The sequence below is a fragment of the Streptomyces sp. NPDC005775 genome (assembly GCF_042871565.1).
In the GTDB taxonomy this organism is placed as follows: Bacteria; Actinomycetota; Actinomycetes; order Streptomycetales; family Streptomycetaceae; genus Streptomyces.
The window spans coordinates 367,474-391,557 of sequence record NZ_JBIAIU010000006.1 but is presented as its reverse complement, the minus strand read 5'-3'; the positions used below and the strand labels follow the sequence as shown (position 1 = coordinate 391,557).

The 24,084-nt window shown below is 70.9% G+C and carries 27 protein-coding genes and 1 tRNA gene; 13 read left to right on the top strand and 15 right to left on the bottom strand.

Features of this window, described 5'->3' with window-relative positions; translation table 11 throughout:
- Positions 1-114: 114 nt before the first annotated feature.
- The 7 genes from ACFYPA_RS17410 to ACFYPA_RS17380 all read left to right on the top strand — a co-directional run bounded on the left by ACFYPA_RS17410 (position 115) and on the right by ACFYPA_RS17380 (position 5,179).
- Positions 115-582, top strand: coding sequence for a hypothetical protein (locus tag ACFYPA_RS17410; RefSeq protein ID WP_359313845.1), 468 nt, complete (start codon positions 115-117; stop codon positions 580-582).
- A 17-nt stretch (positions 583-599) separates the two neighbouring features.
- Positions 600-788 (top strand): hypothetical protein, encoded by a 189-nt coding sequence (locus tag ACFYPA_RS17405; protein WP_359313848.1) that lies wholly within the window; start codon positions 600-602, stop codon positions 786-788.
- Between the two features lie 87 nt (positions 789-875).
- Complete coding sequence (locus ACFYPA_RS17400) at positions 876-1,781, top strand: bifunctional DNA primase/polymerase (RefSeq protein ID WP_359313850.1); 906 nt, start codon at positions 876-878, stop codon at positions 1,779-1,781.
- On the top strand, positions 1,778-2,128 hold the full coding sequence (locus tag ACFYPA_RS17395) for a hypothetical protein (RefSeq protein ID WP_359313853.1): 351 nt from the start codon (positions 1,778-1,780) through the stop codon (positions 2,126-2,128). The genes ACFYPA_RS17400 and ACFYPA_RS17395 overlap by 4 nt, the downstream gene beginning before the upstream one ends.
- Positions 2,125-3,372, top strand: coding sequence for a DUF3631 domain-containing protein (locus ACFYPA_RS17390; protein WP_359313855.1), 1,248 nt, complete (start codon positions 2,125-2,127; stop codon positions 3,370-3,372). Before ACFYPA_RS17395 ends, ACFYPA_RS17390 begins: the two co-directional genes overlap by 4 nt.
- Before the next feature lie 167 nt (positions 3,373-3,539).
- The gene (locus tag ACFYPA_RS17385; RefSeq protein WP_329306504.1) at positions 3,540-3,728 is read left to right on the top strand and encodes a helix-turn-helix domain-containing protein; all 189 of its coding nucleotides are present in this window, start codon (positions 3,540-3,542) and stop codon (positions 3,726-3,728) included.
- 71 nt (positions 3,729-3,799) lie between these two features.
- Positions 3,800-5,179 carry a tyrosine-type recombinase/integrase gene (locus ACFYPA_RS17380; protein WP_389132585.1) on the top strand — a complete coding sequence of 460 codons (1,380 nt, stop codon included), beginning with the start codon at positions 3,800-3,802 and terminating at the stop codon, positions 5,177-5,179.
- A gap of 172 nt (positions 5,180-5,351) precedes the next feature.
- On the opposite strand, the gene ACFYPA_RS17375 is transcribed toward ACFYPA_RS17380, so the two are convergent.
- A tRNA-Tyr gene (locus ACFYPA_RS17375) sits at positions 5,352-5,433 on the bottom strand.
- A gap of 193 nt (positions 5,434-5,626) precedes the next feature.
- Between ACFYPA_RS17375 and ACFYPA_RS17370 the strand changes: the two genes are divergently transcribed.
- The 3 genes from ACFYPA_RS17370 (at position 5,627) to ACFYPA_RS17360 (ending at position 7,491) form a co-directional block, all read left to right on the top strand.
- Positions 5,627-6,115 carry a YajQ family cyclic di-GMP-binding protein gene (locus ACFYPA_RS17370; protein WP_359078262.1) on the top strand — a complete coding sequence of 163 codons (489 nt, stop codon included), beginning with the start codon at positions 5,627-5,629 and terminating at the stop codon, positions 6,113-6,115.
- A gap of 153 nt (positions 6,116-6,268) precedes the next feature.
- Entirely contained in the window at positions 6,269-6,787 is a 519-nt protein-coding gene (locus tag ACFYPA_RS17365; protein WP_359078260.1) for a methylated-DNA--[protein]-cysteine S-methyltransferase, read from the top strand.
- Entirely contained in the window at positions 6,787-7,491 is a 705-nt protein-coding gene (locus ACFYPA_RS17360) for an alpha-ketoglutarate-dependent dioxygenase AlkB family protein (protein ID WP_389132581.1), read from the top strand. The genes ACFYPA_RS17365 and ACFYPA_RS17360 overlap by 1 nt, the downstream gene beginning before the upstream one ends.
- Here the strand turns inward: ACFYPA_RS17360 and ACFYPA_RS17355 are convergent.
- From ACFYPA_RS17355 to ACFYPA_RS17290, 14 genes are all read right to left on the bottom strand, one after another.
- On the bottom strand, positions 7,452-7,727 hold the full coding sequence (locus tag ACFYPA_RS17355; RefSeq protein WP_359078257.1) for a GlsB/YeaQ/YmgE family stress response membrane protein: 276 nt from the start codon (positions 7,725-7,727) through the stop codon (positions 7,452-7,454). The genes ACFYPA_RS17360 and ACFYPA_RS17355 overlap by 40 nt on opposite strands.
- A 134-nt stretch (positions 7,728-7,861) precedes the next feature.
- On the bottom strand, positions 7,862-8,254 hold the full coding sequence (locus ACFYPA_RS17350; RefSeq protein WP_359078255.1) for a YccF domain-containing protein: 393 nt from the start codon (positions 8,252-8,254) through the stop codon (positions 7,862-7,864).
- Complete coding sequence (gene htpX, locus ACFYPA_RS17345; protein WP_359313865.1) at positions 8,251-9,114, bottom strand: zinc metalloprotease HtpX; 864 nt, start codon at positions 9,112-9,114, stop codon at positions 8,251-8,253. Before htpX ends, ACFYPA_RS17350 begins: the two co-directional genes overlap by 4 nt.
- Before the next feature lie 195 nt (positions 9,115-9,309).
- Positions 9,310-9,774, bottom strand: a complete 465-nt coding sequence (gene mscL / locus ACFYPA_RS17340; protein ID WP_359078251.1) for a large conductance mechanosensitive channel protein MscL — start codon at positions 9,772-9,774, stop codon at positions 9,310-9,312.
- 114 nt (positions 9,775-9,888) lie between these two features.
- Positions 9,889-11,511, bottom strand: a complete 1,623-nt coding sequence (locus tag ACFYPA_RS17335; protein WP_389132577.1) for an NADH-quinone oxidoreductase subunit N — start codon at positions 11,509-11,511, stop codon at positions 9,889-9,891.
- Positions 11,508-13,058 (bottom strand): NuoM family protein, encoded by a 1,551-nt coding sequence (locus ACFYPA_RS17330; RefSeq protein WP_389132646.1) that lies wholly within the window; start codon positions 13,056-13,058, stop codon positions 11,508-11,510. The genes ACFYPA_RS17335 and ACFYPA_RS17330 overlap by 4 nt, the downstream gene beginning before the upstream one ends.
- Positions 13,059-13,085: 27 nt before the next feature.
- Entirely contained in the window at positions 13,086-15,086 is a 2,001-nt protein-coding gene (locus ACFYPA_RS17325) for an NADH-quinone oxidoreductase subunit L (RefSeq protein WP_359078250.1), read from the bottom strand.
- Positions 15,083-15,508 carry an NADH-quinone oxidoreductase subunit NuoK gene (gene nuoK, locus ACFYPA_RS17320; RefSeq protein ID WP_359078248.1) on the bottom strand — a complete coding sequence of 142 codons (426 nt, stop codon included), beginning with the start codon at positions 15,506-15,508 and terminating at the stop codon, positions 15,083-15,085. Before nuoK ends, ACFYPA_RS17325 begins: the two co-directional genes overlap by 4 nt.
- Positions 15,508-16,179, bottom strand: coding sequence for an NADH-quinone oxidoreductase subunit J (locus ACFYPA_RS17315; RefSeq protein WP_389132574.1), 672 nt, complete (start codon positions 16,177-16,179; stop codon positions 15,508-15,510). The genes nuoK and ACFYPA_RS17315 overlap by 1 nt, the downstream gene beginning before the upstream one ends.
- Positions 16,176-16,763, bottom strand: a complete 588-nt coding sequence (locus tag ACFYPA_RS17310; RefSeq protein WP_359078245.1) for an NADH-quinone oxidoreductase subunit I — start codon at positions 16,761-16,763, stop codon at positions 16,176-16,178. Before ACFYPA_RS17310 ends, ACFYPA_RS17315 begins: the two co-directional genes overlap by 4 nt.
- Positions 16,763-17,731, bottom strand: a complete 969-nt coding sequence (locus ACFYPA_RS17305) for a complex I subunit 1 family protein (RefSeq protein ID WP_359078243.1) — start codon at positions 17,729-17,731, stop codon at positions 16,763-16,765. Before ACFYPA_RS17305 ends, ACFYPA_RS17310 begins: the two co-directional genes overlap by 1 nt.
- A complete protein-coding gene (locus ACFYPA_RS17300; RefSeq protein WP_389132570.1) occupies positions 17,728-18,924 on the bottom strand; it encodes an NADH-quinone oxidoreductase subunit C in 1,197 nt (398 codons plus the stop codon). The genes ACFYPA_RS17305 and ACFYPA_RS17300 overlap by 4 nt, the downstream gene beginning before the upstream one ends.
- Complete coding sequence (locus ACFYPA_RS17295; RefSeq protein WP_359078239.1) at positions 18,921-19,568, bottom strand: NADH-quinone oxidoreductase subunit B family protein; 648 nt, start codon at positions 19,566-19,568, stop codon at positions 18,921-18,923. The genes ACFYPA_RS17300 and ACFYPA_RS17295 overlap by 4 nt, the downstream gene beginning before the upstream one ends.
- Entirely contained in the window at positions 19,559-19,987 is a 429-nt protein-coding gene (locus ACFYPA_RS17290) for an NADH-quinone oxidoreductase subunit A (RefSeq protein ID WP_359078904.1), read from the bottom strand. The genes ACFYPA_RS17295 and ACFYPA_RS17290 overlap by 10 nt, the downstream gene beginning before the upstream one ends.
- Before the next feature lie 225 nt (positions 19,988-20,212).
- On the opposite strand from ACFYPA_RS17290, the gene ACFYPA_RS17285 reads away from it, so the two are divergent.
- From ACFYPA_RS17285 to ACFYPA_RS17275, 3 genes are all read left to right on the top strand, one after another.
- Positions 20,213-21,415 carry a sensor domain-containing protein gene (locus tag ACFYPA_RS17285; RefSeq protein WP_359078237.1) on the top strand — a complete coding sequence of 401 codons (1,203 nt, stop codon included), beginning with the start codon at positions 20,213-20,215 and terminating at the stop codon, positions 21,413-21,415.
- A 299-nt stretch (positions 21,416-21,714) separates the two neighbouring features.
- Positions 21,715-23,070 (top strand): sensor domain-containing protein, encoded by a 1,356-nt coding sequence (locus ACFYPA_RS17280; protein WP_359078235.1) that lies wholly within the window; start codon positions 21,715-21,717, stop codon positions 23,068-23,070.
- 262 nt (positions 23,071-23,332) lie between these two features.
- Complete coding sequence (locus ACFYPA_RS17275; RefSeq protein WP_148022109.1) at positions 23,333-23,992, top strand: response regulator transcription factor; 660 nt, start codon at positions 23,333-23,335, stop codon at positions 23,990-23,992.
- The last annotated feature ends 92 nt before the right edge of the window (positions 23,993-24,084 follow it).

Sequence of the window (24,084 nt, the reverse complement as noted above, 5' to 3'; positions counted from 1 at the left end):
ACAAGACAAGCAACAAGACACACGACAAGCCGGACGACAAGCACCACGACAAGTCGCAGGGGACCACACCTTGACGTTCAAGGGTGGTCCCCCGTGCTGCTGAAGGAGCCCGTCGTGCATGAGACCGCGTACGAGATCACCACCCTCACCCCCCAGCAGCCCACCGCACACCCCGCGATGCTGCCGCATGAGATCCCGCCCGGAGTGCAGATGGTCACCCTGCCGGGCGGCATCCGCACCCTCGCCTACACCCCGCAGCAGGCGCCGCCCGCTCCGCCGGTTCCGGTGGCGCAGCCGATCCCGGTATGGGCCAAGACCACCGCGCTCCTGACACCGACCATCGGCGGAGGCGTCGCCGCCGCCGGTATCGGACTCTCCTACGCAGCCCCGGGACTGATCGCCATGAGTGAAGCCCTCTGGGCCGCCGTCACCCTCATCGCCGCCGCAGCCATCGGCGTCCCCCTCCTGCTTCGCCTCGGCCGTACCGCGACGGGCGCTGGCCGGAGTACTACGCACATCACGCAGAACATCACCGCGTCCGGGATGTTCGGCAAGGCCAACGGCACCATCAACCACCGCTAACCCGAGAGCAGGAGCCCATGCCCAATCTGAAGCCGTACGCGGACCACGTGTCCGACGCTATCGCCCGCCTCGCCGGGATGCGGACCGTGCGCTGCTCGGTGCCCGGCTGCACCCTGCGGATCCGCCACCGCGCCGTCACCCCGGACGAGGCCCATTGGCTGGCCGCTCTCGCCCACGACCACACCCGCCACGGCAACCGGAAGTAGCTACGCCGAGGGCGGCCCCCTCTCACGCCAATGAACCGGGGCCGCCCTCGTCCAGCCATCCTCATCAGAGAACTGGAGACATCCAGCATGACCCATGACCGCACCACCACGCTGCTCGATGCAGCGTTACGAGCCGCTGACCGCGGCTGGTACGTCCATCCCCTGCGCCCCGGCGGCAAAGCCCCTGCGCTGCACGGCGAAGACCGCTGCACCCACGCGGGCGCTTGCTCGGCCGGTCACCTGAAGTGGGAGCAGCGCGCGACCCTGGACGCCGACCGCATCCGCGGCGCGTGGGCAGTGCGGCCGTTCAACGTCGGAATCGCGCCGGGCCCCTCGGGGCTGGTCGTCGTCGACCTCGACATGCCCAAGCCTGAAGACGATGCGGACACACCTTCCGGTGTGGATTCCTTCAAGGCGCTCTGCGAGCGCGCCGGCCAGGCCGCCCCCACCACCTACCGGGTGCGGACTCCCAGTGGTGGAGCACACCTGTACTTCACCGCTCCTACCTCGGCCCAACTCCCGAGCAGCAAGGGGAAGCTGGCCAAGCGAATCGATACCCGGGCCTGGGGCGGCAACGTCGTCGCCCCAGGAAGCATCGTCAACGGCGAGGCGTACGAGGTCACGGACGCTGCCCCCGTCGCCGACCTTCCCGTTTGGCTGCTGGCCGCTCTCGCCCCCGCCCCGCAGCCGGTGCAGCCGGTGCGCATTCACGTGTCTCGGTACGGGAACCGGGCCGCCGAAGTCGCCCTGCAGCGCGAGACCACGGCCGTTGCCAGCGCGCCGGAAGGCGACCGCAACACGCAGCTGCTCAAGAGCGCCCGCGCGGTGGGTCGGTTCGTCGCATGGGGCGACCTCCCCCGGCATGAGGTGGAGCAGGCTTTTCAGGTCGCGGGTGAGTCGGCCGGACTGCCGGCTGCCGAGTGCCGCTCCACCCTGCGCAGCGCCCTCAACTGGTCCATCCGGACCTGTCGGCCGCGCGAGACCACCGCATGAGCCCCCAGCAACGGCGGCACCTGAAAAGCCGTCCCGCCACGACCACCGGCCCCCGCATCGCCGAACCGGCCCCCGGCGCATCCGGCAGTGGTGCGGCGAAGGTCGTCGCCGAAGGCGTCCGCATTGCTGTTCGCCCTGACCAGCACGCCCGAGACGGCCGCTACCCCATCGCGTGGCTCACGATCAGCGCGCCCCGCGGCGCGATCCCGACCGTGACCAGCGTCTGCGAATGCGGCCGCAACCTCTTCGCCGCCGGACAGCGTAAGGCCCTGGCCCTGATCACCAACCACGCCGACCACAAATCCCGCTGCCCGCTCCGCACCGACCAGGAAGGCGCCGCCGCATGAACGCCACACCTCCCGCCCCGCCCCTCGACGGCGCGGCCCTGCTCAACGAGGTGGAAGCCTTCCACCGCCGGTTCAACGTCTTCCCCACCGAGGCCGCCTACGTCGCCGTCACCTTGTGGGACGCGCACGCGCACCTGGTGGACTGCTTCGAGACCACACCCCGGATCGCGTTCCTCTCGCCCGAGCCGGGGTCGGGGAAGTCCAGGGCGCTGGAGATCGTGGAGCTCCTCACCCCTCGCCCGGTGAGCACGGTCTCGGCATCAGCGAACGCCCTGTACCGGCTGGTCGATTCCGCCGCAGGGCTGCCCACCGTGCTCTTCGACGAGGTGGACACCATCTTCGGCCCGAAGGCCGGCGCGGACGAGGCACTACGCGGGTTCCTGAACGCCGGTTACCGGCGCATCGGCGGCGCCCTGCGGTGCGTGGGCGAGGGCTCCAACCAGAACGCGCAGGTCTTCGGCTCGTACTGCGCCGTCGCCATGGCCGGGCTCGGCTCGCTGCCGGACACCGTGCTGACCCGCTCGATCATCGTCCGCATGCGCAAGCGCGCCCCGAACGAGAAGGTGGAGCCCTACCGCCAGCGCATCCACGAGAAGCAGGGCCACGAACTGCGCGACCGGCTCGCCGCGTGGGCCGACACCATCCGCGACCTGGTCGCGGAAGCCTGGCCCGAGATGCCTGACGGGGTGACCGACCGACCGGCCGACGTGTGGGAGCCCTTGCTCGCCGTCGCCGACGCCGCCGGGGGCGACTGGCCCGCCCGGGCCCGTACCGCATGCCTGGAACTGATCAACGCAGCCCACGACAACGACGAAGCCTCCCTCGGAGTGCGGCTGCTGACCGATCTCCGCGACCGAGTCTTCTGCGGCGCCGACCGCATGCCCACCGCCGTCATCCTCGAATGCCTCCTCGCCATGGACGACGGCCCGTGGGGGGACCTGGACGACAAGCCGGTCAACTCCCGCGCCCTCGCCCGGCTGCTCGCCCAGTACGTCACCCCGGCCAACAAGCCCATCAAGCCGCGCGGCATCCGCACCCCCTCCGGCTTCCCCAAGGGCTACTACGCGGAAGACCTCACGGACGCCTGGACCCGGTACTGCCCTCCACCCCCGGAGGAATCCGCCACGTCCGCCACATCCGCCACACCGCAGGTCAGCGGGGGTGAATCCGTGGCGGATACCGCCACAGCCATCCGCCACATGTCTGCGGAAACCGCCACACCGCTCTTCCCGGTCGCGGGCTGAACCACTGCGACAGCCGGTGTCGCCCCACCTCATGTGTGGCGGCACCTATCCGCCACACAATCGCTATCCGCCACAAACGCAGGCCTCTGACCTGCGATGTGGCGGCGTGGCGGACGTGGCGGATCCACCAGAGCAAAGAGACCACGCGCTCAAAGAGGAGTCGCACGATGGCCAGCCCCCAGATGCTCAAGCTTCCCGAGGTACTCGCCGAACTCGCCATGAGCCGAGCCGCCTTCTACCGCATGCGTGCCCGCGGCAAGGCGCCCAAGCTCATCAAGCTCCCCAACGGTCAGCTCCGCGTACGCCGCGCCGACCTCGACGCCTGGTGGCGCGATCTCGAAGCGTCCGCCGCCTGACCTCCCACTCCCCCGCTGAAAACCCGAGGGCCCGCCCGACCGGCGGGCCCTCGGCCTGTTCCAGGAGAACCATGCCCCTCACGTACGACGTGCGCCTGTACTCCATCGAGGTGCGCCGGGACCGGCCCAAGCCCTACCGGCTCCGGTGGATGGTCGGCCAGCGCAAGCACTCCAAGAGCTACCAGCTCAAGGCCCAGGCCGACGGCCGGCGCTCGGAGCTGATGGCCGCCGTCCGCCGCGGCGAGCAGTTCGACGAGGAGAAGGGCCTGCCGACCTCCGAACTGCGTGCGCTCCAAGGCTCGATCACCTGGTACGCCCACACCCGCGCCTACATCGACCGCAAGTGGGCGGCGGCCCCGGCCAAATCCCGTAAGAACTACGCGGACGCTCTCGCCACCATCACTCCGGCACTCGTGAAGTCGGCCGCCGGGAAGCCGGACGCGGCGCTGCTTCGGCGGGCGCTGTACGGGTGGGCGTACAACCGGAACCGGTGGACCGAAGAGCCGCCGGCGGAGGTGGCGCAGGCCCTGAAGTGGCTGGACCGGAACTCCCTGCCGGTGTCCGCGCTCGAAGACGCGGCCACCGTCCGCCTGGCGCTGGACGCCCTCGGGCTGAAAATCGACGGGAAGCCTGCCGCGCCTCGCACTGCCCGCCGCAAGCGCGCGTGTCTGAGCGACGTCCTGGGCCTGGCCGTCGAAGAGCGGTACTTCACCGTGCCGGTGAACCCGCTGACGACCGTGAAGTGGGCCGCGCCGAAGTCCGCCGAGGAGGTCGACCCGCAGAGCGTCGCCAATCCGCGCCAGGCGCGCTCGCTACTCGAGGGGGTCCGCGAGCAGGGGCCCCGGGGCGAGCACCTCGAAGCGTTCTTCGGGTGTCTGTATTACGCGGCCATGCGGCCGGCGGAAGCGACGGCCCTCCGCGACTCGCAGTGCCATCTGCCCGAGACGGGCTGGGGTGCACTGACGCTCCGCGAGGGGGCGGTACGGGCCGGTCGGAACTGGACCGACGACGGGGAGGCGCACGAGATGCGGCACCTGAAGGCGCGGGCGGTCAAGGACTCCCGGCCCGTACCGATCCCCCCGCACTTCGTCCGGCTGCTCCGTCAGCACATCGCCAGATTCGGCGTCGCCCCGGACGGCCGGCTCTTCCGCACGAACCGCGGTGGACTGCTGCAGGAGACCGGATACGGGGAGGTCTGGGCTCGGGCACGGAAGGACGTGCTGAGCGAGCGGGAGCATGCTTCGCTCCTCGCTCGCCGTCCGTATGACCTACGTCACGCGGGGGTCTCCTTCTGGCTCAGTTCCGGAGTGGACCCCATGGAGTGCGCGCGGCGGGCCGGCCACACCATCGCGGTCCTCTTCCGGGTCTACGCGAAGGTGCTCGCCCAGACGCAGCAGCGGGCCAACGACCGGATCGACGCGGCTCTGCGGGAGTGGAACGAACCGGAGTGAGCCCCGTCCCCCGGGGGACGTCTGGGGGACACGCCCTGATCAGGGGTGGGATTCAGGTGAGACAACGTGGGATGCGGGGGCCGTTCGGCGCTCTCCGCAGTCCCACTTGCACACATGCAGAAACCCCGCCCGACCTGGTGTTTAAGCAGGTCGGGCGGGGTTTCACTTCCTGTGGCGGCGCCAGGGTTCGAACCTGGGTAGGCTGAGCCGGCAGATTTACAGTCTGCTCCCTTTGGCCACTCGGGCACACCGCCAAGGGATGCTGCCGTGAGACCCCGCCTTGCGGCGGCGCTCTGTGGCAACGACGTAAACGATACCTGATGCCCGGGGGTGCTACGCCACTGGATTGACCAGCGGCCGGGACGGGCGTGGGCGGCGGGCAGGCCCTTAGGCTTGGTCGGTCCGAGCACTTCCTTTCCAGCACCCCGATACAAGGAGCCACACGTCATGGCCGACTCCAGTTTCGACATCGTCTCGAAGGTCGAGCGGCAGGAGGTCGACAACGCCCTCAACCAGGCCGCGAAGGAGATCTCCCAGCGCTACGACTTCAAGGGCACCGGGGCGTCGATCTCCTGGTCCGGCGAGAAGATCCTGATGGAGGCGAGCGGCGAGGAGAGGGTCAAGGCGATCCTCGACATCTTCCAGTCCAAGCTGATCAAGCGCGGCATCTCGCTGAAGTCGCTGGACGCGGGCGAGCCGCAGCTGTCCGGCAAGGAGTACAAGCTGTTCTGCACGATCGAGGAAGGCATCTCCCAGGAGAACGCCAAGAAGGTCGCGAAGGTCATTCGCGATGAGGGCCCCAAGGGCGTCAAGGCGCAGGTCCAGGGCGATGAGCTGCGCGTCAGCTCGAAGAGCCGGGACGACCTGCAGGCCGTGCAGGCGCTGGTGAAGGGCCAGGACTTCGACTTCGACGTCCAGTTCGCGAACTACCGGTAGGACGACGCGGCGGTCCGGGCAGGAAGTGGAATGCGCCGCTCCCTGCCCGGACTGCATGTCCGAATACCGCCGGTCGCGGCGGATCGGGCGACGCAGACTGGTCCGTGACGGCTGGTGATCGGGTCGGCCGGACGGATGAGAGAGGGACGAGCCATGACCATGTACGCGACGGTCGACAGCCCGCTGGGTGTGCTGCTGCTGGTCGGCGAGGAGACCACGGGCCCTGTCGGTACGGCGGCGGGGGTCGCGCTCGTCTCGCTCTCCCTGCCGGGCCAGAAGGGTGCGGCGGTCGTCCAGGACGGCTGGCTGCACCATCCGGCGGCGTTCGCGGGGATCGCCGCACAGTTGCGGGAGTACTTCGAGGGGCGGCGGACCGGCTTCGACCTCGTGTACGCCGACGGCCGGGGCACGGACTTCCAGCGCCGGGTCTGGGCCGCGCTGGACGGTGTTCCGTACGGCGAGACGGTGTCGTACGGCCAGATCGCCGAGCGGGTCGGCTCTCCGGGGGTGGGGGTCCGGGCCGTGGGGACGGCGATCGGGCGCAATCCGCTGCTCGTCGTGCGGCCGTGCCACCGGGTGATCGGTGCGGACGGGGCGCTGCGGGGGTACGCGGGTGGCCTCGAGTGCAAGCAGCGGCTCCTGGGGCTCGAGGGCGCGCTGGCGGTGGGCTGATGACCGGGCTCTTCCCGAGGCCGCGGGCCGTGGTCGCTCCGGGCGCCGTGCAGGTGCCCGAGTGGTTGTCGGCCGAGCAGCAGCGGGAGTTGGTGGCGGCGTGCCGTACGTGGGCGCGCGGGCCCGTCCCGCTGCGGCACACGGCGCTTCCGGGCGGCGGGGTGATGTCGGTGCGGACCGTGTGCCTGGGATGGCACTGGCAGCCGTACCGCTACACGCGTACGGCGGACGACGTGAACGGTGCGCCGGTCGCCCCGTTCCCTCAGTGGCTCGCCGAGTTGGGGCGGTCGGCGGTGGCGGAGGCGTACGGGGCGGAGAGTGCGGCAGCACGGGCGTACGCACCCGATGCCGCGCTGATCAACTTCTATGACGACGACGCGCGGATGGGCATGCACCAGGACAAGGAAGAACGCTCCGGTGCCCCCGTCGTGTCGCTGAGCATCGGCGACACCTGTGTCTTCCGCTTCGGCAACACGGAGAACCGGGGGCGGCCCTACACGGACGTGGAGCTGGCCTCCGGGGACCTGTTCGTCTTCGGCGGGCCGTCGCGTCACGCGTTTCACGGAGTGCCGAGGGTCCGTCCCGGGACCGCGGGTCCCGAAACGGGGATGAGCGGTGGCCGGCTCAATCTGACCTTGCGCGAGACGGGGCTGGGCGCTCCGGGTCAGCGGCGGCCGCGCGAGTCCCCGAACAGCAGTCGGTAGGCGATCAGCAGGACGAGCGAGCCGCCGATGGCCGAGACCCAGGTCGCCGGGTCGAAGAAGTCCTCGTTGTCGATCGTGCGGTCCAGGAAGCGCGTCGCTATCCAGCCGCCCAGGAAGGCTCCGACGATCCCGATGAGGGTCGTGCCCACGAGGCCGCCGGGGTCGCGGCCCGGCAGCAGGATCTTGGCGATGACGCCTGCGACAAGTCCGAGAATGATCCAGCCAATAATGGTCATGCGCGCCAACCTACCCGTCACTCGGTCCTGGAATCCAAGACGTCCGTGCCGGTCGGATGGTTGCGAAAGCCGGGCTGCGCACCTGGCTGCGAACTGCTGGGATCTGCCTGCGCCCCGTCCGCCGTACGGGTGGCCTACCAGCCGGCGAACTCGTCGTCGGTGCTGACGATCTCCTTGCCGAAGGGCATCAGCGAGACCGGGATCAGCTTGAAGTTGGCGATGCCCAGCGGGATGCCGATGATCGTGATGCACAGGGCGATGCCGGTCGTGATGTGACCGAGCGCCAGCCACCAGCCGGCGAGGACCAGCCAGAGCACGTTGCCCACGCAGGACGGCGCCCCCGCGTCCCGGCGGTCGACGACGCGGTGGCCGAAGGGCCACAGCGCGTAGAGGCCGATGCGGAAGGCCGCCAGGCCGAACGGGATGCCGATGATCGTGATGCACAGCAGGAGTCCCGCGAGGATGTATCCGAGGAACATCCAGAAGCCGCACAGGACCAGCCAAATGACGTTCAGAATTGTCTTCACGGGCGATGACCTGCCATCTGCTCGAGTCGGGCGATGCGCTCCGCCATCGGCGGGTGGGTCGAGAACATCTTGGACATGCCCTGCCCGGGGCGGAACGGATTCGCGATCATCATGTGGCTCGCGGTCTCGATCCGGGGCTCGGGAGGCAGCGGAAGCTGTTTGGTGCCTGCTTCCAGCTTACGCAGCGCGCTGGCCAGGGCCAGCGGGTCGCCGGTCAGCTGGGCGCCCGAGGCGTCCGCCTCGTACTCCCGGGAACGGCTGACGGCCAGTTGGATGACGGAGGCGGCGAGCGGGCCCAGGATCATGATCAGCAGCATGCCGAGGATGCCGGGGCCGTCGTCGTCGTTGGAGCGGCCGATCGGGATCAGCCAGGCGAAGTTGACCAGGAACATGACGACGGAGGCGAGCGCTCCGGCGACGGACGAGATCAGGATGTCGCGATTGTAGACATGACTGAGCTCGTGGCCGAGGACGCCCCGCAGCTCCCGCTCGTCCAGGATCTGGAGGATGCCCTCGGTGCAGCAGACCGCGGCGTTGCGCGGATTGCGGCCGGTCGCGAAGGCGTTGGGCGCCTGGGTCGGGGAGATGTAGAGGCGCGGCATGGGCTGGCGGGCCGCGGTGGAGAGTTCGCGGACCATGCGGTAGAGCTGGGGCGCCTCGAACTCGCTCACCGGGCGGGCGCGCATGGCCCGCAGCGCCAGCTTGTCGCTGTTCCAGTACGCGTAGGCGTTGGTGCCGACGGCTACGAGGAGCGCGACGATCAGGCCCGTACGTCCGAAGAAGCTGCCGATGAGGATGATGAGTGCGGACAGGCCGCCGAGGAGTACGGCGGTTCTCAGCCCGTTGTGCCGGCGGTGCACGGTACGCCCTCCAAGTGGTGCAGCAGGGGAACCCTTGCTTGGTGGTGCTCCACTCCCCAGTGGAGCCTCCCGTACTGGTCAACGCCAGGCGGGGAGAGCTAGTTCCCTTGTGCTCACGGCCGCGGGGCCCGGCCTCTCCGGGCGTGCGCACCGGAGTGGGCCGTAGGCCGTACGGGTGGAGGGGCGGTGCGGGGGTCAGCGCTGGACGGGGATCTTCGCGAGCGCCAGGGCCTCGGGGTCGGGCTCGACCTCACTGGTGCAGTAGGCGCAGCGGGAGGCGACGGCCGGGATCGCCGTGTAGCAGCGGGGGCAGTCGCGCAGGGCCGCCTTGATGTCGACCTGCTCCTCTTCCTTCTTCGTCGTGAAGCGCTTCTGGACGTTGGCCATGGGCACGACGACACAGAAGTAGAGGACCGCGGCGGTGATGAGGAAGGCGATCGCGGCGCTGACGAAGAGGCCGTAGGGGAAGTCGACGCCGTCGACCCTGAAGTGCGCCTTGCTGAAGTCGCCGGTTCCGCGGGTGATGACGCCGATCAGCGGCACGATGAACGCGTTGCTGAACCCGGTGACGACCGCCGTGAACGCCGCTCCGACGGCGAGGCCGATCGCCATGGAGATCACGTTGCCGCGAAGGATGAAGTCCTTGAACCCGTTCAGCACTGCTTCTGGCTCCTCTGTTGCGATGTGCAGGTTGTATGCGCCGCGCGCGGGCATGACCCTGCCCTGTGCGGGCGGCCCGGGGCAAACCGATCTTGCGGCGGTCGGCGGAGGACGTCAGAACAGGTTGACGTCGGCGAACCTGAGGACGGTCTGCGGGGCGCCCGACAGGGCGATGCCGACGACGGCGGTGAGGACGATCGCGAGGGTGAGCGGTACCGGGGTGCGGTGACGGGTGACGGGCTCTTCCGTACCGTCCTCGGCTGGGGCGCGGAACAGGACCGCGGTCCACCGGAGGTAGTAGTAGAGCGCGATCACGACGTTCACGGCCATGACGACGGCGAGCCAGCCGAGTCCGGCGTCGACGGCCGAGGAGAAGACCGTGACCTTGGCGAAGAGTCCGATGATGCCCGGCGGCAGTCCGGCCAGGCAGAGCAGGAAGAAGCCCATCGCGAGGGCGGCGAGCGGACGGGTGGCGTACAGACCGCGGTAGTCGGCGATGCGGTTGCCGGGTCGGGTACGGGCGACCAGGGCGGCGACCGCGAACGCGCCGAGGTTCACGACGGCGTACATCAGGGCGTACGCGACGGTCGAGCCGACCTGGCGGTCTCCGGCGTACGCGGCGGCGGCGATCGGCACCAGGAGGTAGCCGGCCTGGGCGACGGACGACCAGGCGAGCAGGCGTACGGCGCTGCGGGCGCGGGTGGCGCTCTGGCGCAGTGCGGCGACGTTGCCGACGGTCATGGTGAGCGCGGAGAGGACGGCGAGGGCGGGGCCCCAGACGTCCGCGTACGACGGGAAGGCGACCACGGTGACGAGGATGAGGCCGGAGAAGCCGACCGCCTTGCCGACGACCGAGAGGTAGGCGGCGATCGGCAGGGGGGCGCCGACGTAGGTGTCGGGGACCCAGAAGTGGAAGGGTGCGGCGGCCGTCTTGAAGGCGAAGCCGACGAGCGTGAGGGCGACTCCCGCCTGGGCGAGGGTGGAGAGCTGAGCGGGGACGTCGTCGAGGCGGGCGGCGATCTCCGTGAGGTGGAGGGTGCCGGTGGCCGCGTACACGAAGCTGACGCCGAGGAGCATCACGGCGGTCGCGACGACGGAGGAGAGGAAGAACTTCAGCGCGGCCTCGGAGGAGCGCCGGTCGCCGCGCTTGATGCCGACGAGGGCGAAGGCGGGCAGCGAGGCGACTTCGAGGGCGACGACGAGGGTGGCGAGGTCGCGGGCGGCGGGCAGGAGGGCGGCGCCCGCGGCGGAGGACAGCAGCAGGAACCAGAACTCGCCGGCGGGCAGCTTGCGGGTGTCGCCGATGGAGAGGAGCGCGGTGAGCAGGGCGCCGCCGAGCACGAGGGCCTGGATGACCAGGGTGAAGTGGTCGGCGGTGTAGCTGCACGCGCGGGTACCGGTGGTGAGGCAGAAGGTGGAGCGGTCGCCGTCGAGCAGCGGGATGAGCAGGGCGAGAGCGGCTACGAGTCCGGCCACGGCCCCGTAGCCGAGGAGCGGCTTGCGTGCCGCGGGGACGAAGAGGTCGGCGACCAGGACGACGAGGGCGACGGCCGCGACGGTGACCGGGGGCGCGATGGCGAGCCAGTCGACGGACTGGACGAGGCTCGTGGCACTGTTCTCGGCCGCTGACTGCACGAGGCTCGTGGCGTTGCTGCCGGCCGCTGACCGCACGAGGTCGGTGGTGCTCCCGGCCGCTGCTTGGACGAGGCCGGTGGTGCTCTCGGCCGCTGTGGTCACGACTTGCCTCCTGCGAGGAGCTTCTGCACGGCCGGGTCGGTGAGGCCGAGGAGGACGGCGGGCCACAGGCCGGCCAGGACGGTGAGGGCCGCGAGGGGGGTCCAGGCGGCGAATTCGTAGCTCTGGACGTCGGCGATCGGGTGCCGTTCCTCGCGCTTGGCGCCCATGCAGACGCGGCGGACCACGACGAGGAGGTACGCGGCGGTGAGCAGGGTGCCGAACGCGGCGATGGACATGAAGGTCAGGAAGGCGGCGCGGTTCAGCCCCTCGGCGGGGTCGAAGGCGCCGAACAGGGCGAGCATCTCGCCCCAGAAGCCGGCCAGACCGGGCAGGCCGAGGGAGGCGACCGCGGCGAACGCGAGGAGGCCGCCGAGGCGGGGCGCGCGGCCGTAGAGCGCGGCGCCGGTGGCTCCGGCGAGGGTGTCGAGGTCGGCGGTGCCGTACCGGTCCTTGACCGCGCCGACCAGGAAGAACAGCAGGCCGGTGATGAGGCCGTGGGCGATGTTGGCGAAGAGCGCGCCGTTGACGCCGGTGGGGGTCATGCTCGCGATGCCGAGGAGGACGAAGCCCATGTGGCCGACGGAGGAGTACGCGATCAGCCGCTTCAGGTCGCCCTTGGCGCCGGGCCGGGCGAGGGCCAGGCAGGCGAGCGATCCGTAGATGATGCCGGCGACCGCGAACGCCGCCAGGTAGGGCGCGAACGTGTGCATGCCGTCGGGGGCGATCGGGAGCAGGATCCGGACGAATCCGTACGTACCCATCTTCAGCATGACGCCCGCGAGGAGGACGGAGCCGACGGTCGGGGCGGCGGTGTGGGCGTCGGGGAGCCAGCTGTGCAGCGGCCACATCGGCGTCTTGACCGCGAGCCCGATGCCGATCGCGAGAACGGCGATGACCTGCACGGACGAGGTGAGGCCGCGGCCGTTGTCAGTGGCGAGTGCCACCATGTCGAAGGTGCCGCTCTTCAGTCCGATGAGGAGCAGGCCCAGCAGCATGACGACCGAGCCGAGCAGTGTGTAGAGGATGAACTTCCAGGCGGCCGCCTGCTTCTGCGCACCGCCCCAGCGGGCGATGAGGAAGTACATCGGGATGAGCACCATCTCGAAGGCCAGGAAGAACAGCAGCAGATCGAGGACGGCGAAGGTCGCGAGGGTGCCGGATTCGAGTACGAGGACGAGCGCGACGAAGGCCTTCGGGGAGGGGCCCGGAGCTATTTTGAAGTAGCTGTAGAGCGCGCAGAGGAAGGTCAGGAGCGCGGTCAGTACGAGGAGGGGGAGCGAGATGCCGTCGATGCCGAGATGGATGCGGACGTCGAGCGCCGGGATCCAGCTGATGTCGGTGGTGGCCTGCATCTTCGACGGGTGGTCGTGGTCGAAGCCGACGGCCAGCACGATCGCCGCGACGAGGATCACGCCGGTGACGGTCACGCCGTGGCGGAGCACGGCCTGGTCGGGGTTCCTGCCCTTCAGGCCGGGCGGGGCCGGGAGCAGAGCGGCGACGGCGCCGAGGAGCGGGGCGACGACGATGAACGCCAGAAGGAACTGCATCACGGATGCGCTGATATCGATCACGGCTCACGACCCGGCGTTGACGTTGGCGAAGACGACGGCGGCGACCGCCAGGACCAGCGAACCGGCGAGCAGTGCGCTGAGGTAGGTCTGCACGTTGCCGGTCTGCGCGCGGCGGACGGCGGTGCCGAGCCAGCGTGCGCCGGTCGCGGAGCCACGTACGTAGGTGTCGACGACCTCGCGGTCCAGGAAGCGGACGAGGCTCGCCGCTGCCTGGACGGGGCGGACGAACAGGGCCGCGTACAGGGCGTCCAGGTGGAAGCCGGTGGCGGCGTGGCGGTGGAGGGGGCCGAGCAGCAGCCGGCCGGGGTCGGCCGGGTCGGGGGCGTCACCCGCGGTGCCGTAGGCGGCGGTGTGACTCTCCAGGGCCTCGATCTCGACGAGGGCCGGTTCCGCGTCGGGGTGGGCGACGACCGAACCCATGGGGGTGCGGGCGGCGAGCGCCGTGGTGTGGCGCCAGGCCCCGTAGGTGACGAGGCCGCCGACGAGGCCGACTCCGGTGGACAGCACGGCGGTGGTCAGCGACGGGGTGAGGCTGTGGCCGTCGAACCAGTCGGTGATCACGCCGACGGTGAGGCCGAAGGCCATGGTGGGGACGGCCAGTACCCACAGGACCGAGGTCATGGCGATGGGCTGCCGGCCGTGGTCGGGGGCCTCGGCGCCGCGGCCCCGGAAGGCGAGGAGCCAGAGACGGGTGGCGTACGCGGCGGTGAGCACGGCGGCCAGGAGCCCGGCGACGAGCACCGTCCAGCCGGCTGCGGCCGGGGCGACGTGCCGGTCACCGAGCGCGGTGTGCTCGGCGGCGACGAGGACGGCTTCCTTGGAGAAGAAGCCGGCGAACGGCGGGATGGCGGCCAGCGCGAGGAGGGCGACCGTCATCGTCCAGTAGGCGTCGGGGATGCGCTTGGTCAGGCCTCCCATGCGGGACATGGCGGCCAGTGAGTTGGTGCCGGCGGCGTGGATGACGACGCCCGCGGCGAGGAAGAGGACGGCCTTGAACGCACCGTGCGAGATGAGGTGGAAGACGGCGGCGCCGCGGTCCCCGACGGCCAGGGCGCCGGACATGTAACCGAGCTGGCCGATGGTCGAGTACGCGAGGACGCGCTTGATGTCGTCCTGGGCGAGGGCGGCGAGCCCGGAGCCGATCATCGTGACGGCGGCCATCACGGCGAGGACGACGAGGGCGGCGCCGGATTCGGCGAAGACCGGGAGGAGCCGGGCCACGAAGTAGATGCCGGCGGCGACCATCGTCGCCGCGTGGATCAGCGCGGAGACGGGGGTGGGACCGGCCATGGCGTCGGGCAGCCAGGTGTGCAGCGGGAACTGCGCGGACTTGCCCGCGACACCGGCGAGCAGGAGCAAGGCGATCAGGGTGGGGTGATCGAGGCCGCCGTGGGCGACGGAGCCCAGGATGCCGGTGATGCGGAAGGTGCCGGTGTCGGCGGCGAGGGCGAACAGGCCGATGAGGAAGGGGACGTCGCCGAGCTTGGTGACCAGGAAGGCCTTGAGGGAGGCGGCGCGGGCCTCGGGCGTCTCCCAGTAGTGGCCGACCAGGAAGTACGAGCAGATGCCCATGACCTCCCAGCCGACCAGGAGCACCATCAGGTCGCCGGAGTAGACGACGAGCAGCATCGCGGAGGTGAAGAGGGAGACGAGAGCCGCGTACGAGGGGTAGCGGGGGTCGTCACGCAGATACGCGGTCGAGTAGATCTGAACGCAGCTCGCGACGAGGGCTACCAGGACGGCGACGAGGACCGCGAAGCCGTCGAGGTGCAGCGCCAGGTCGATCGGGACGGAGCCGGTGGGCGTGAGCTCGGTCGCCGCGTCGATGGCCGGTCCGCCGCCTTGGCGTGCGGCGACGACGGCGGCGACGACGAGTGAGGCGAGGGCGGGCATCACGGCGAGCGGCCGGACGAAGCCCGGTGCGGTGCGGCCGAGGAGGAGGCCGGCCGCCGCGCCCAGGAACGGGAGAAGGGGGACGAGGGCGGCGAGGGTCGTGGTGGTCACGCGGTGGCCTCTGCCTTCTTTGCCTTCCCTGCCGGAGCAGTGGCCTGGTCTGCGGTGCCGTTGCCCGCGCCTGTGGGGTCGTCGCCGTCGCCGTCGGGGACCGTCTCGGCGTCGTCGGTCTCGGCGGTGTCGCGGAGGCGGTCGATGTCGGAGCTGCCGCGGTTGCGGTACACGGCGAGGACGATCGCCAGGCCGATGCCGATCTCCGCCGCCGCGATGGCGATGGTGAAGAGGGTGAGGGCCTGGCCGGAATGCAGGGCGTCGCGGAGCCAGACGTCGAAGGCGACGAGGTTGAGGTTGACGGCGTTGAGCATCAGCTCGACGGACATCAGGACGAGGATCGCGTTGCGCCGGGCCAGTACTCCGTACAGCCCGGTGCAGAAGAGGAGGGCGGCGAGCACGGCGGGATAGGCGAGGTGCATCAGCGCTTGTCCTCTCGGGGGGCGTTCGCGCCGGGGGTGTTCGCTGCGGGGGCGCGCGTTCCAGAGGTGTTCGCTCCGGGCGCGTTCGCGCGGCCCTTGCGGGAGAGGACGATCGCGCCGACGAGGGCGGCGAGCAGCAGGACGGAGAGCGCTTCGAAGGGCAGCACCCAGTGCCGGAAGAGGAAGGAGCCCGTGGCCTCGGTGGAGCCCTGGGCAGGGCCGTCCAGTTCGATCCAGGTGGTGCGGAAGGCGTCGACGACGACCCAGACGAGGGTGCCGGCCGCGGCGACGGCCACCGCGAGGGCGGCCCAGCGGTTCTCCGAATCGGCGTCCGGGGAGCGGCCGATGGGGGCCCTGGTGAGCATCAGGCCGAACAGGAGGAGGACGACCACGGAGCCGACGTAGATCAGTACCTGTACCCAGGCGATGAACTCCGCGGTGAGCAGGAGGTACTCGACGGCCAGACCGCCGAGCGTCACGATCAGCCAGAGGGCGGCGTGCACCAGCTGTCTGGTCGTGACGGTGACGAGGGCCGCGCCGAGGGTGGCGATGCCGACGAGGACGAAGGCGATCTCGACCCCGGCCGGGGAGAGGAAACCGGGATGGCTCGCGGCGGCGGCGAGGGCGGGGACGGGGGCGTCCCCGAGGGCGGCGCCGGTGCTGGTGATCACGCCTGTCCCTCCTGATCCGTGGGGGCGGGCCCGGCTGCCTCGGCCGCGGCCTCCTGTTCACGCTGGGTGCGGAGCTTGTCCGCCGTCTTGCGGGCGGCGGCGATCTCCTTCGGTTCCTCGGCGGCCGGGTCGAGGGCCGGCGGCTCCGGAACCGTCCACATCCAGTCGCGCAGCTTGTCGCGCTCATGGGTGAGTTCGAGGATGTCCGTCTCCGCGTACTCGAACTCCGGCGACCAGAACAGCGCGTCGAACGGGCACACCTCGATGCAGATGCCGCAGTACATGCAGAGCGAGAAGTCGATGGCGAACCGGTCCAGCACGTTACGGCTGCGCTCGCGGCCGCCCGGCGCCGCGGCGGGCACCGTCTCCTTGTGGGAGTCGATGTAGATGCACCAGTCCGGGCACTCGCGGGCGCACAGCATGCAGACCGTGCAGTTCTCCTCGAACAGCGCGATGACGCCCCGGGAGCGGGGCGGGAGCTCGGGCTGCACGTCCGGGTACTGGGCGGTGACGGTCTTCTTCGTCATCGTCCGCAGGGTGACGGCGAGGCCCTTGGCCAGACCTGAGCCGGGGATCGGGGGCACTAGTTGATCGCCACCTTCACGATGCCGGTGAGCGCGATCTGCGCGAGGGCGAGGGGGATGAGGAGGGTCCAGGCGAGCTTCTGGAGCTGGTCCTCGCGCAGCCGCGGATAGCTCACGCGCAGCCAGATGACGACGAAGGCGAGGATGCCGGTCTTCAGGAGCGTCCAGACCCAGCCGAGTCCGTCGGCGCCGAGCGGACCGTGCCAGCCGCCGAGGAACAGGACGGCCGTCAGACCGCACAGCACGACGATGCCCGCGTACTCGGCGAGCAGGAAGAGCGCGAAGCGGAGGCCGGTGTACTCGGTGTACGCACCGAAGATGATCTCCGAGTCGGCGACCGGCATGTCGAAGGGCGGGCGCTGCAGTTCGGCGAGTCCCGCCACGAAGAAGACCAGGGCCCCGACGATCTGCCAGGGCAGCCACCACCACTCGAAGGCGTCGAGGATGCCGGGGAGCGAGACGGTACCGGCCGCCATCGCCACGGAGGCGGCGGCCAGCAGCATCGGCAGCTCGTACGCGAGCAGTTGCGCGGCGGTACGGAGGCCACCGAGCAGCGAGAACTTGTTGGCGGACGCCCAGCCGGCCATGAGCGAGCCGAGCACGCCGACACCCATCACGGCGAGCACGAAGAAGATGCCCGCGTCGACGACCTGGCCGACCGCGCCCTCACCGGGGCCGATCGGGATCGCCACGAGAACGAGGAGGTACGGAAGCAGCGCGACGGCGGGCGCGATCTGGAAGACCCGGCGGTCGGCCTCGGCCGGGACGATGTCCTCCTTCTGCGCGAACTTCACGCCGTCCGCGACGAGCTGGGCCCAGCCGTGGAAACCACCGGCGTACATGGGGCCGAGGCGGCCCTGCATGTGGGCCATCACCTTGTGTTCGGCCTGGCCCACGATGAGGGGGACGACCATGAACACGGCGAAGACGATGACGAGGCGGAGGGCGACGTCCAGTACGTCGTTCACTCGTCGCCTCCGGTGGGGGTGGTGGAGGGCCGGGGGGTCGTCCCGGGGCGCTGCTCGGTGGGTTGTTCGGGGGCCGGCTCGGGGGCCGGTTCTGCGGGGGATGGCGGCTCGGGTGCCGGTGTTGCGGGGGACGGCGGCTCGGGGGCCGGTTCCGCGGGGGACGGCTCTGGCGCCGGTTCTGCGGGGGACGGCTCAGCAGGCGCGCGGGACTCACGCGCATCACCGGATTCACCGCGCCCCCCGGACGGCTCGTCGAACGCCGGGCGGGCGTCGTGCCACGGCGCGTCGGAGGCCGAAGAAGCAGCCGGGGGCGCGCCGGCCCCCGGACCTGTCTCCGGAGCCGCGACCGCCCTCGCACCCGCCTCCGGACCCGGCCCGGCAGCCGGACCCGTCTCCTGCGTCGTCGCCGCCTGCTGGCTCGCCGAGCCCTGCGAGACGCTGCGGGTACGGCGCGGGGGCGCCGACCGGGCCGCCGGATCCGCGGCCGGGGCGGCCGGGGCCGCCGGCGTGGCGTCACTCGCGGTGCGGGTGCGGCGGGGTGGGCGGTCGCCTGTGGGGCGGGCCGCGCGTGCCGGACGGGCGGGGGCCGGCGGGAGCTGGCCCTTCAGGGGGCCCCATTCGTTCGGGTCGGGGACACCGGGCGGCAGCATCGTGCGGCGCTTCGGGCCGCCGTGCTCCGACTCGCCCGGCTCCTTCGCTCCCGGCCAGGCCTTCGCCACGCGGGCCGCCAGGACGAAGTCCTTGCGCAGCGGGTGCCCCTCGAAGCCCTCGGGCAGCAGCAGCGGCACCAGGTGCGGGTGGCCGTCGAAGCCGATCCCGAACATCTCGTGGGTCTCGCGCTCGTGCCAGGCGGCACCGGCGTACACGCTGATCGCGGTGGGCAGTACGGCCGCCTCGTGCGGGACCGTCGTACGGATCAGCAGTCGGCGGACGCTGCCGCCCCCCGCGGGCAGCGCGGCGACATGGGCGCAGACCCGGAAGCCGGTGCCCGGTTCGTCCACGGCGCTCAGCCAGTCGAAGTAGGTGCAGCCGAGCCGGTCGCGCGCCGTTTCGAGGGCGGCGGTCCAGGACGCCGGCGGTACGTCGACGGTCAGGAGTTCGTACGCGCGCTCCGCCGTGGCGTCCTCGCCGAAGATCTCGGTGACGGCGTCCGGCAGCCGGTCGAAGGCACCGGCGCTCTCGGCGGCGGTCACTTCCCCTCCTCCTTCGAGGAGCCGGGCGCGGGCGGGGCGGCGACCAGGCCGCTGCGGAGCGCGGCGGTGGACGGCCGGCTGTCGCCGCCCGTCGCGTAGCGCTCCCCCAGCGACTCGCGCGCGATCTTCTCCTGGAGCTTGAGAATGCCCTGGAGCAGGGCCTCCGGCCGCGGCGGGCAGCCGGGGACGTAGACGTCGACCGGGATGATCTGGTCGACGCCCTTCGTCACGGAGTACGAGTCCCAGTACGGACCGCCGCAGTTGGAGCAGGCGCCGAAGGAGATGACGTACTTGGGCTCGGGCATCTGCTCGTACAGCCGCTTCACCGCCGGCGCCATCTTGTCCGTCACCGTGCCGGAGACGATCATGAGGTCGGCCTGGCGGGGGCCCGGGGCGAAGGGGATCACGCCGAGCCGGATGAAGTCGTGGCGCGCCATGGAGGCGGCGATGAACTCGATGGCGCAGCAGGCGAGTCCGAAGTTGAAGACCCAGAGGCTGTAGCGGCGGCCCCAGTTGAGGACCACCTTCATCGGTTCGGGTGCCAGCCGGGAGAGCACGCCCAGGCGCTTCGGCTCCGGGAGGAACGTGGGTACGGGGGCGGGTTCGGCACCCGACTCGGAGGACGACGGGCTCGTCACGTCCATTCGAGGACGCCCTTCTTCCATGCGTAGAGCAGTCCCACGGCCAGGAAACCGAGGAAGATGAACATTTCCACCAGCGTCGTCGCCCCGTATCCGGGCGCTGCGAAGACGGTTGCCCACGGGAACAGGAAGATCGAGTCGACGGCGAAGATCACGTACAGGAAGGCGTAGACGTAGTAGCGGACCTGGGTGTGGGCCCAGCCCTCTCCCACGGGGTCCACGCCGCATTCGTACGTGAGGAGTTTCTCCGGCGTCGGGACCACGGGGCGCAGCAGTCTGCCGGCTCCGAAGGCGACGGCGACGAACAGCACGCCGACCACCGCGAGCAGTCCGACCACCGAGTAGCTGTGGAAGTAGTCCGACGCGAGAACGGCCGGTCCCGGCAGGTTCGCACCCTCGGGCAACTTCGTACCGGCCGGCAGGTTCGTACCGTGCGGCAGGATCGTCACGTCCGTCAGTTCCGCCACGTCCGTCACGTCCGCCCCCTCGCTCCCTCAGAACCCGTTCGACGATCTGTACGCACGGGAGTCTAGGCCCTGTAAAGGGACGGTAAGCAGTTGCGTCGGGCAACTGGTAGGGATATCCCTACTTCGCCCCCACCCACGAGCCCCATGGCGCCCGGGGGCCGGGCCCGGCAGGCTGGTCGTATGACCATGAGCCCCCAGGTACCCGACCACGACGGGCCCCCTCCAGTCCGCTTCGCCTTCGACCGGTGGACGTGGAAGGAGATCGCGCATCTCCTCGCCAATCTCCCGATGGCGATCGCCGGATTCGTCTACACCGTGCTGATGATCAGCATCGGTGTCGGACTGGCGGTCACGGTCGTCGGTCTGCCCCTGCTGGCCCTGGGGCTCCAGGGAGCCCGGCTGTTGGGGCGGGCGGAGCGGGGCCGGGCGCGGGGGCTGCTGGGGCTGCGGGTCGACGAGCCGAGCCCGATGGCCCGGCTCCACCGGGAGGAGGGCTTCTTCGCCTGGCTGTGGTCGAGCCTGAAGGACCCGGTCGGCTGGCGGGCGGTGCTGTACTCCTTCATACGGCTGCCGTGGGGCGTGGTCACGTTCGCGGTGACGTTGGTGAGCCTCTTCGTCCTGTGGCCGGTGCTCCCCTACACCGCCCGGTTCCTGACCAACGCCGACCGCGGGATGGTCCGCGGACTGCTCTCCCCCTCCGACGAACTGGAACGCCGGATCGCCGAGCTGGAGTCGGACCGCGGTGTGGTCGTGGACACGGCCGCCGCCGACCTGCGCCGCATCGAGCGGGACCTCCACGACGGGGCGCAGGCCCGGCTCGTCGCCCTCGCCATGGGCCTCGGGCTGGCGAAGGAGAAGCTGACGAACGATCCGGAGGCCGCGGCGAAGATGGTCGACGAGGCCCACGGCGAGGTGAAGGTCGCCCTCCAGGAGCTGCGCGACCTGGCCCGCGGCATCCACCCGGCCGTCCTCACCGACCGCGGCCTCGACGCCGCGCTCTCCGCCATCGCCTCCCGCTGCACCGTCCCCGTCAAGGTCGAGGTGGGGCTGCCGGGACGGCCGGCTCAGGCCATCGAGGGCATCGCCTACTTCACCGTCTCCGAACTCCTGCAGAACGTCAGCAAGCACAGCGGGGCGCGGTCGGCGTCCGTCGACGTGTGGCGTTCGGCGGACCGGCTGCTGATCCAGGTCACCGATGACGGGCGGGGCGGGGCCTCGATGGACGGTGGTACGGGGATGGCGGGGCTCGCCGAGCGGCTGGGGGCCGTCGACGGACTGTTCGTCCTCGACTCCCCGGTCGGCGGGCCGACGACCGTCACCGCGGAGCTGCCCTGGCGCGACCGGGAGAGCGAGAAGAGCGCGGCCGGCGCCCGTACGGCCTGATACCGGCAGGCAGCGCGCACGCCGCCGCGGCACGGGCACCGCCCCGGCTGGGGTGCCCGTGCCGGGAAGGAGGGGTGGGGTGGGGAAAACCCCCGGTCGAAGAGGGATACCGCCCTCATGGTGCGCCCGCGTACGGTCCAGCACTCTTGAAACAGGCAGAGCGGCACGGACAACGACACAGCCGCAAAGCCGCACAGCGACGCAGCAGGACAGCGGCACAGCAGGGCACCGACGCAGACGCGGTCACAGCCGTGGACAGACGTAGACGAGACGTACGCAGAAGAAAGGGACGGAACCCCATGGCCACGGCATACGGACCGGACACACGGGACCCCCAGCGAGCGGGCGACGGCCCGGGGGGCCGCCTCGCGACGAAGCGCGTCCTGCCGGCCGCCCTGCGTGCCCCCATCGAGGCCAGGACCTGGCGCGAGTTCGTCTATCTGATGCTGAGCCTGCCGATCGGCATCGTGCTGTTCTGCTTCGCGATCACCATGACCTCGCTCAGCGCCGGACTGCTCATCACCTTCCTGGGAATCCCGCTCCTGGCCGCCGGCCTGGCCGCGTGCCGCGGCCTCGGCGTCCTGGAGCGGGCCAGGGCGCGTGCCCTGCTGAAGCTGGACGTGGCCGATCCCGAGCCGGTACGGGGCAGGACCGGCGGTCTGATGTCCTGGGTCGGGGCGGTCCTGAAGAGCGGGGTGTCCTGGCGGCACCTGCTCTACTCGCTGCTGCACTTCCCGTGGGCCGTCTTCGCCTTCAGCGTCTCGCTGAGCCTGTGGGCATCCGGCTGGGCGGCTCTGACGTACCCGCTCTACTCGTGGGTCTTCCCCGCCTACGCGGGGATCGACGGGGTGCAGCTGTACGGCGACGGGACGCACGACGTCTACCTCGACTCGTCCGCCGAACTCGCTCTGACCAGTGCCGCCGGGCTGGTGATCGTGCTGGGCACGGCGTGGGTGATCCGCGGTCTGGCCGCCGTTGACGGGCTGATGGTGACCGGCCTGCTGGGCCCGTCGCGGCTGGCGACGCGTGTCACGGAGCTGGAGTCGGACCGCGGTGTGGTCGTGGACACGGCCGCCGCCGACCTGCGCCGCATCGAGCGGGACCTCCACGACGGGGCGCAGGCCCGGCTCGTCGCCCTCGCCATGGACCTGGGGCTGGCGAAGGAGAAGCTGACGGCCGACCCGGAGGCCGCGGCCAAGATGGTCGACGAGGCCCACGGCGAGGTGAAGGTCGCCCTCCAGGAGCTGCGCGACCTGGCCCGCGGCATCCACCCGGCCGTCCTCACCGACCGCGGCCTCGACGCCGCGCTCTCCGCCATCGCCTCCCGCTGCACCGTCCCCGTCAAGGTCGAGGTCGACCTGTCGTCCCGCCCCGCGCAGGCCATCGAGGGCATCGCCTACTTCACCGTCTCCGAACTCCTGCAGAACGTCAGCAAGCACGCCCACGCCACCCGCGCCTCGGTCGACGTGTGGCGGTCCGCGGACCGGCTGATGCTCCAGGTGACCGACAACGGGCGCGGTGGCGCCGACCTCGCGTCGGGCAGTGGTCTGGCCGGCCTGACCGAGCGGCTGGACGCGGTGGACGGAATCCTCGTCGTCGAGTCCCCCGTGGGCGGGCCGACGAAGGTCACGGCCGAGCTGCCCTGGCGCGGCTGATCTCTCCCGCACCCGGTCGCCGGGCGGACCCGCACACCGGGTCCGCCCGGCGCCCTGGCGTTCCGGCCCCGCGGGAACCGGCCCGCCACCACGCAACCCGGCGAAGGCCCGCGACGTCACCGTCGATGCGGGATGCTGGGATGCTGGACGGCATCCGGGCGAACCAGCCGACAACGCCGACGGCAGCCATAGCGGCAACAGCGGCGACAACCGCAGCGAACAAACGAACAGTGGGGGAATCAGCGTCGTGGTGGAGGACAGGGTGCGTGTGGTCATCGCCGAGGATTCGGTACTGCTCCGGGAAGGGCTCACCCGGCTGCTGACCGATCTCGGGCATGACGTCGTGGCCGGGGTCGGTGACGCGGAGGCGCTGATCAAGACGGTGGGCGACCTCGCCGGGCAGGACGCGCTGCCCGACGTGGTGGTCGCCGATGTGCGGATGCCGCCGACCCACACCGACGAGGGCGTGCGGGCCGCGGTGCGGCTGCGCAAGGAGTATCCGGGGATCGGGGTGCTGGTGCTCTCGCAGTACGTCGAGGAGCAGTACGCCACCGAGTTGCTGGCCGGGTCCAGCCGGGGTGTGGGTTACCTGCTGAAGGACCGGGTCGCCGAGGTCCGCGAGTTCGTCGACGCGGTGGTCCGGGTGGCCCAGGGCGGCACGGCACTGGACCCCGAGGTCGTGGCGCAGCTGCTGGGCCGGAGCCGTAAGCAGGACGTGCTGGCCGGGCTGACGCCGCGCGAGCGCGAGGTGCTCGGCCTGATGGCGGAGGGGCGGACGAACTCGGCGGTGGCCAGGCAGCTCGTGGTGAGCGACGGCGCGGTGGAGAAGCACGTCAGCAACATCTTCCTGAAGCTGGGGCTCTCCCCCAGCGACGGCGACCACCGGCGTGTTCTGGCCGTGCTGACCTATTTGAATTCCTGATGCCGCGGGGCACTATCTGACAACCTGTCAGATATCTTTGGAGGCACTCCCCGCACCGCCCCGACCAGGCAACCGGCGACTCGCTCCACGCG

Excerpts from the sequence above, each read along its gene's own strand:
- ACFYPA_RS17405 (WP_359313848.1), top strand. The coding sequence starts at position 600 with ATGCCCAATCTGAAGCCGTACGCGGACCACGTGTCCGACGCTATCGCC.
- ACFYPA_RS17400 (WP_359313850.1), top strand. The coding sequence starts at position 876 with ATGACCCATGACCGCACCACCACGCTGCTCGATGCAGCGTTACGAGCC.
- ACFYPA_RS17395 (WP_359313853.1), top strand. The coding sequence starts at position 1,778 with ATGAGCCCCCAGCAACGGCGGCACCTGAAAAGCCGTCCCGCCACGACC.
- ACFYPA_RS17390 (WP_359313855.1), top strand. The coding sequence starts at position 2,125 with ATGAACGCCACACCTCCCGCCCCGCCCCTCGACGGCGCGGCCCTGCTC.
- ACFYPA_RS17385 (WP_329306504.1), top strand. The coding sequence starts at position 3,540 with ATGGCCAGCCCCCAGATGCTCAAGCTTCCCGAGGTACTCGCCGAACTC.
- ACFYPA_RS17380 (WP_389132585.1), top strand. The coding sequence starts at position 3,800 with ATGCCCCTCACGTACGACGTGCGCCTGTACTCCATCGAGGTGCGCCGG.
- ACFYPA_RS17370 (WP_359078262.1), top strand. The coding sequence starts at position 5,627 with ATGGCCGACTCCAGTTTCGACATCGTCTCGAAGGTCGAGCGGCAGGAG.
- ACFYPA_RS17365 (WP_359078260.1), top strand. The coding sequence starts at position 6,269 with ATGACCATGTACGCGACGGTCGACAGCCCGCTGGGTGTGCTGCTGCTG.
- ACFYPA_RS17360 (WP_389132581.1), top strand. The coding sequence starts at position 6,787 with ATGACCGGGCTCTTCCCGAGGCCGCGGGCCGTGGTCGCTCCGGGCGCC.
- ACFYPA_RS17355 (WP_359078257.1), bottom strand. The coding sequence starts at position 7,727 with ATGACCATTATTGGCTGGATCATTCTCGGACTTGTCGCAGGCGTCATC.
- ACFYPA_RS17330 (WP_389132646.1), bottom strand. The coding sequence starts at position 13,058 with ATGCAGTTCCTTCTGGCGTTCATCGTCGTCGCCCCGCTCCTCGGCGCC.
- nuoK (WP_359078248.1), bottom strand. The coding sequence starts at position 15,508 with ATGCACCTCGCCTATCCCGCCGTGCTCGCCGCCCTCCTCTTCTGCACC.
- ACFYPA_RS17295 (WP_359078239.1), bottom strand. The coding sequence starts at position 19,568 with ATGGACGTGACGAGCCCGTCGTCCTCCGAGTCGGGTGCCGAACCCGCC.
- ACFYPA_RS17285 (WP_359078237.1), top strand. The coding sequence starts at position 20,213 with ATGACCATGAGCCCCCAGGTACCCGACCACGACGGGCCCCCTCCAGTC.
- ACFYPA_RS17280 (WP_359078235.1), top strand. The coding sequence starts at position 21,715 with ATGGCCACGGCATACGGACCGGACACACGGGACCCCCAGCGAGCGGGC.